Origin of the sequence: Brucella thiophenivorans (assembly GCF_002252445.1) — a bacterium.
Lineage (GTDB): Bacteria > Pseudomonadota > Alphaproteobacteria > Rhizobiales > Rhizobiaceae > Brucella > Brucella thiophenivorans.
The window spans coordinates 56,079-62,308 of the sequence record NZ_NNRJ01000058.1; the positions used below are offsets into that span (position 1 = coordinate 56,079).

Here is a 6,230-nt window from a genome sequence, read left to right on the forward strand (position 1 = left end):
GTCTCTCTGTTTTTAGTGCCGTGCAGATGCATCGGCAAAAGCAATTTGAACCTTGACCGATTGGGAACGGTCGGTCGCTACGCGAAATGCGGGAAGCGCTTCAGTCACGGGAAATGTGGCCGTAATGATCGGGCGCGGGTCAATTGCACGCGATCCGATCAACTGAACGGCTTCAGCAAATTCAGTATCGAAACGTTGCGAACCGATGAACTGGATTTCTTTACCAACCATCACATTCAATGGCATGGTTGTTGGCCCTGCAACACCCACTTGCACCATAGTACCGAGGGGGCGCAAACATGAGATTGCATCATTTATTGCGGGGGCCGCAGCAGAACACTCGAAGACCAGATCAACCTTGCCCTTGCCCTCTTTCCAGCGGTCAAGTCCAGTTGGATCGGCTGAAATATTGACTGTGTGGTTGGCGCCCATTTTTGCAGCAATCGCAAGTGTTGCGTCTTGAATATCCGTTACGATAATTTCGGAAGCGCCACGTCTTTTTGCCACCGCTACACAAAGTGCGCCTATCGGGCCAGCTCCTGTTACCAGCACGACTTTGCCCGATAAGCTACCGGCAATTGCCTCGCCCCGATTGGCTGCATGTAAACACACAGCCAGCGGCTCTGCACACGCCGCAGCACCCGGATCGATGTCACTGGGTACTGTAAAACACTGATCGGCAGCGATCACCATTTTATCTCGAAACATGCCTTGCTGGTGCGGAAGGTACATCGCTGAACCTTTAAAACGCATCGCATTGCAGTGGCGAGACAAACCTTGCTGGCAAAAACTGCAATCGCCGCAGGGCTGGGACGGGTTCATGGCAACAAGCTGGCCGACGGCGAGGTTTGTTACACCTTCGCCAAGTGCCTCGATACGTCCGGATGCCTCATGTCCGAGAATGATTGGTTCACGAACAACAATTGTACCAATGCCACCTTCCAGCCAATAATGCAGATCTGACCCGCAAATGCCACCAGCCTGAACACTCACCAATACCTCGCCAGAGCCTGGTGCTTCGAAAGCTCTGTTTTCTACGCGCAAGTCATTCTGAGCATGAAGGCAAATGATCCGTGTTACCAATTGTTCTGTCATCGGAGCCTCAAGGCATTAATGTGTTCGGCAACCAAGTCGCCAAAGGTGGGAAATAGCTAACCATCAGAAGGACGATAATATTGGTGATGATGTAGGGAATAATTGCCCTAATCACCGGAGATAGAGGAAGTCGTGCGATATTTGACGCCACGAAAAGGCAAACGCCGACAGGAGGTGTCGTTAGGCCGATCATCAGATTCAGGACAGCAAAACAGGCGAAGTGTATGGGATCTATGCCGACGGCAATAGCCAGAGCCTGCAAAGGCACGAACAGAATGATCAACGCGGCAATCGTTTCCATGAACATGCCAACAAACAAAAGCAGAAGATTGATCAGCAAGATGACGAGAAACTTGTTGTCCGTAACTGAGAGAACTGCATCGGCCAGTGCCTGTGGAATACGCTCCGCGACGAGGATCCAACCGAAAACATTCGCAGTGCCAACCAACACCAGAATTCCGGCAGAACTAATGGCACTGTCGATGATTATCTTGGGAATACGACTTACTGGCAATTCCCGATAGATGAAGAGGCCGACGAGCGCAGCGTACAGACAGGCTACTACCGCTGTTTCTGTTGGCGTTGTAACACCGATCAGCAGTCCGCCGACGATCAGTGCGGTCATTGCTATTGCCCAGATCGCTCCGGTGAACGACGTGAACAACTCACGGACACCCTTCCAGTTTTCACGTGGAAAATTCTTTTTCTTTGCGATGAAATAGGTTGTTACCATCATCGCGAAGCCCATTAGGAGGCCTGGCATTGCACCAGCCAGAAACAGTTTTCCAACGGAGAGGCCAGAGAGCGATCCGACAATAATCATGGGAACGCTTGGGGGGATCATCGGACCTACAGTCGATGAAGCAGCAGTGACGGCTGCCGAGAAATCAGCTGGGTATCCAACTTTTTTCATCCCAGGAATCATCATGCCACCAACGGATGCAACATCGGCGACCGCAGTTCCCGATATGCCGCCAAAAAGCATAGAGGCTGCGATGTTGGCCTGTGCCAGTCCGCCGCGCATCCAACCAACCAGAGCATTGGCAAAGCGAATGATCCGCTCAGTTATGCCGCCGGAATTCATCAGGTTTCCAGCCAGAATAAAACCCGGAATACAGAGCAGCACGAAACTGTCCATCCCGGCATACATTTTCTGAGGAATGACGACCAAGGGGATATCAGCAAACAGGAGGTAGGCCATTGAAGACAGACCTAATGTCACCGCAACGGGCAAGCCGATGGCCAGCCCCAGGACAAATGTTCCAAGAAGAAGGGTCAGACCCATTAATTTTCCTCCGAATTGGGGATGGGTCGCCCATCATGGCGGCCTGTCAGCATCTCTATGATGCGCATGAGCGCCCAAAGGGTTAGCGCTACGAAAAGGATAAGCTGTGATGCGTGGATGAAATCCATGCGCCAGCCGAGAGAAGGGGCCGTTTGACGGCTGCCGATGGTGGTGTAGTCCCAAGCAGCAGGCAAAAGAACGACGGCAAAAACCACTGTCAGGATTGCACTGACCAGTCGCAGTAGCCATGGCATGCGTCCTGGCAGGCTTTCACATAGGAGGTCAACATTGACCATATCACCGCTGCGTAAGGCAAGGCCCGCACCCAGCGCGCCTATGTAAAGCAGGCAGAATCTCGTAAGCTCTTCCGTCCAGACTGGTGCAGTGCTCAAAAATGTGCGGGCATAAACCTGCAATAGGACTGAGCCCATAAGCACAAGAAATGTTGCGAGTATCAGAAGGCGACACACGCCCTCTAATCCTTTGAATGTTTTTGTCATGGTATCCTCGACAGGCTAGCTGCCGGACTTCATCCGGCAGCACCTTTATCTCAGTCGTTGAAAACCTGTTCGGCCAGGGGACGGATTTCCTGTGGCACAGATGCCAGAACTGCGTCCTTTGCCTTCGCCGCGAATGCGGACTGATCGACGTCGATGAATTCCACACCCCGCGCTTCCAGATCGGTGACGAGTGCTTTCTCGTCGGCGACAAACAATTCACGTTCGTAAGATTGCGTGGCTTGAGCGGCTTCTATCAAAGCAGCCTGATCCGCTTCCGACAATTTTCCCCAGCTGCGATCTGATATCGTGAGATAAATCCAGGAGCGAACGTGTTCAGTTTTGTTGATGACCTTCTGAACTTCATAAAAGCCGCCCGACTTAAAGAGAGCGAGTGGATTCTCCTGTCCTTCGATGGTACCGTTTTGAAGCGAGGTAAATACCTCCGAGAAGGCCATTGGGGTAGGGTTTGCACCAAGTGCCTGCCATGCAGCCACAAAAATCGGAACATTGGGTACGCGAACCTTGAAACCTTTTAAATCTTCCGGCTTCGTTATCTCACGATTAGCTGAAAGATTACGGGGACCACGCGCGAAATAGGTCAGAGGACGAATACCAGCCTTTTCGATGATTTCCGCCTCAATCTGTTTGCCGATATCACCTGATGCAACCGTGTCCATATGTTCAAGCGACTTGTATCCATATGGTAAAGCCAGCAAAGCCGCTTTCGGCGCCCAGTTCTGCAAGCTCTCACCGGTGATTGTCATGTCGGCGGTGCCAAGCTGCATACCGTTGATCACGTCGATTTCCTTACCGAGTGATTCATTCGGATAGACTTCAACCGCCACGCGGCCTTCGCTGCGAGATTTGACCTCGTCAGCGAATTTCAGCGCGGCTTTGTGCCAGATATTCTCTTCATTTGCGAGATGCCCGAGCTTGAGAGTAACCTCTTGCGCAAGCGATGTGCCTCCCATCAATGCAAGCATCGCGCAGGTGGCTGCTATATGCTTAAAATTCTGAAACTTCATTCTTTCCTCCTCTGGAATGACGTCGTTGCTGCTTTTGTGCAGTGCTATAGAAAATACTCAGGTCTCTCCTGTTCGATCACGGGGAGATCGATTAGAATTCCTTGCAGGTGTTGCCGCATGAATTGTTCAGCGCGGGAAGCATCGCCCACAGCAATGGCCTCAACTACTTCACGGTGCTGGGCAATCAGCCGGGCAACCGGAAAATGCATGCTTGAAAGAAAGCGCACCCGATCCATCTGTGCCTTCATCTCGACTACCACGCGCCAGGCCTTGCCCTTCCCGGCGCCTTCAGCGAGTGTGCGATGGAATATTTCATCCGCATCCATGAAGTCTCGTGCGGATCCGCCGATTATCTCTTCCTGACGAAGAAGTTGCGCGCGTAGTTTTGTCACAAGTACATCGTCAGGAGATTGGGCCAATAGCTTTACGATGTCAGCTTCAACCGCCTCACGGACAAAGCGCGCATCCATGACCGCCTGTAGTGAGATTTTCGCGATAAACGTTCCGCGCTGCGGGCGGACCTCAAGCAAACCTTCATTTGCGAGCGTAATGAAAGCTTCGCGCACAGGTTGACGGCTCACGCCATACTGTTGAGCCACTTCCGCTTCTGAAATCCGCGTACCCGGCGATAAGGCATTGTCTATGATGGCAGCACGCAGAGCAGCGTACAGCTGGTCGACCACACTGATGTGCTTTGGTTGCAACAACTGACTATGCATGCATTCGTCCTCCTCCAGATCAGCAATATACCATACTACCATACCAGTCAATATGGCGGCACGATTGCCCTGACCAAAGAGCGGCGCACGGTCGGCATCCATTCGCAGTTCATCCGGCCGGACCAGATAGCCAAATACAAGGAATACGGGATCATCCCCGCGTTCTTTACCGACCACACCTTCTTCTTCGCCGACACGCATATCCTCAATAGAGGTCGCCAGCAGACCGACTTCATCAGCCCGATGAAGAGCGCCTATGAAGCAGGCCTAATGCCGACCAACCATACCGACGCATTCGTCGTGCCGATCGACCAGATGCTGGCGACTTGGAGTGCGGTGAACAGAGTTTCGCGCAATGGCGAGATCATCGGAGCGGAGGAGCGTATCTCGCCTTATCTCACGCTGAAGGCGATCACGATCAGTGCGGCATACCAGTATTTCGAAGAGGGTTCGAAGGGGTCACTCGAGGTTGGAAAGCGTGCCGACCTGGTCGTGCTGTCGGACAATCCCGTCACTGTCGATCCGATGGCTATCAAGGACATCAAGGTCATCGAAACAGTCAAGGATGGCAAAACCGTTTTTCAGGCACAGTAAGCATATCGCAAGCGGGTGTCATTAGGCTAAGGACTCGTTCCTTTCCGGCCCAGAAGATAACGGCAGCCGCGAGCTCTATAGCTGCTCGGAACACGACCGCGCAGCAATCAGCAGCATTCATATGTTGAGTTTCGCCTGATTTTGAGCCAGTTCTTCATTTCAGGTTAATCCACCCAAATCGGAACTAGACAAAGGGTTTAATAGGATAGATGTGCTTTAGCTGATCAACATCAAACACAAAACTGGGTCAATTCAACACTTCACCCCCTATTGAGCTACTTACGCGGTCTATCCCGGTAGAAATATTCGGGCGATGTTTTCGTCTATCCGGCGCGGGCGTCGGGTTTCTGCATCAACGCAGCACCAGGAGCTATTTACTTCCGTTGCCACATCATCACTGCGCTTAATAGTGGTCGTGAAAAAGGCGCGTGATCCCTTCATGCCAGTGGCGGTTACCAGAGCTTCTACACTGTCGTTTAAAAACAGCGGTGCGTGATAGCTAATCTCGTGTTTTAGGGCCACCCAAAGAAGTTGAGCTTGGTTTTCGATTGAGGATTTTGCCTGCCAATAGCTGATAACAGCCTCTTGCACCCAGCGCAGATATACCGCGTTGTTGACGTGTCCCATATCATCAATATCGCCTGGAGAGATAATGACAGCGTGCCGAAAGATTGCGTTCTTTATCATGACCAAAAAATGGGGATTTGCAAAGCTAGATGCAACCCATTCATTTTACAAACTGGCACAATCTAATGGCTCATTGCCATTACTGAAAACCATAAGGTGAGTGTGGAAAAGCTAGCCCAAGTGCATCAAGTGCTTGGTGCGTTGATGCCTAATGGTCACTTTGCAGTTCATTTGTTTTCAACGCGTATGGGAACGTGATCCGACGTATTTGAATTGGAGTCAGGATTCTTGACTGGCACTCATAACTAGCCGCTCGCGTGATTATGCATAAAAGAGAGCTAAAGTTTGCTGAATTGCGTGACGAACTGGCTGATGCCCGACGCAA

The 6,230-nt window shown here is 51.6% G+C and carries 7 protein-coding genes; 1 reads left to right on the forward strand and 6 read right to left on the reverse strand.

The genetic code is table 11. The features are described from left to right. Positions 1-12: 12 nt before the first annotated feature. Genes CEV31_RS18365 through CEV31_RS18385 form a run of 5 tightly spaced genes read right to left on the reverse strand, consistent with a single transcriptional unit; the run spans position 13 to position 4,624 of the window. Entirely contained in the window at positions 13-1,095 is a 1,083-nt protein-coding gene (locus CEV31_RS18365) for an L-idonate 5-dehydrogenase (RefSeq protein WP_094509291.1), read from the reverse strand. A 7-nt stretch (positions 1,096-1,102) separates the two neighbouring features. Next, the gene (locus CEV31_RS18370; RefSeq protein ID WP_094509293.1) at positions 1,103-2,380 is read right to left on the reverse strand and encodes a TRAP transporter large permease; all 1,278 of its coding nucleotides are present in this window, start codon (positions 2,378-2,380) and stop codon (positions 1,103-1,105) included. Further along, positions 2,380-2,880 carry a TRAP transporter small permease gene (locus tag CEV31_RS18375; protein ID WP_094509295.1) on the reverse strand — a complete coding sequence of 167 codons (501 nt, stop codon included), beginning with the start codon at positions 2,878-2,880 and terminating at the stop codon, positions 2,380-2,382. Before CEV31_RS18375 ends, CEV31_RS18370 begins: the two co-directional genes overlap by 1 nt. Before the next feature lie 50 nt (positions 2,881-2,930). Then, entirely contained in the window at positions 2,931-3,905 is a 975-nt protein-coding gene (locus tag CEV31_RS18380) for a TRAP transporter substrate-binding protein (RefSeq protein ID WP_094509297.1), read from the reverse strand. A gap of 44 nt (positions 3,906-3,949) precedes the next feature. After that, positions 3,950-4,624, reverse strand: a complete 675-nt coding sequence (locus tag CEV31_RS18385) for a GntR family transcriptional regulator (protein WP_094509299.1) — start codon at positions 4,622-4,624, stop codon at positions 3,950-3,952. Between CEV31_RS18385 and CEV31_RS18390 the strand changes: the two genes are divergently transcribed. Next, complete coding sequence (locus CEV31_RS18390; protein WP_094509301.1) at positions 4,619-5,218, forward strand: amidohydrolase family protein; 600 nt, start codon at positions 4,619-4,621, stop codon at positions 5,216-5,218. The two genes, CEV31_RS18385 and CEV31_RS18390, sit on opposite strands and share 6 nt — an antisense overlap. A gap of 288 nt (positions 5,219-5,506) precedes the next feature. Here CEV31_RS18390 and CEV31_RS18395 read toward each other — a convergent pair whose 3' ends face one another. Next, positions 5,507-5,905, reverse strand: a complete 399-nt coding sequence (locus CEV31_RS18395; RefSeq protein WP_094509303.1) for an acyl-CoA thioesterase — start codon at positions 5,903-5,905, stop codon at positions 5,507-5,509. Positions 5,906-6,230 lie beyond the last annotated feature (325 nt).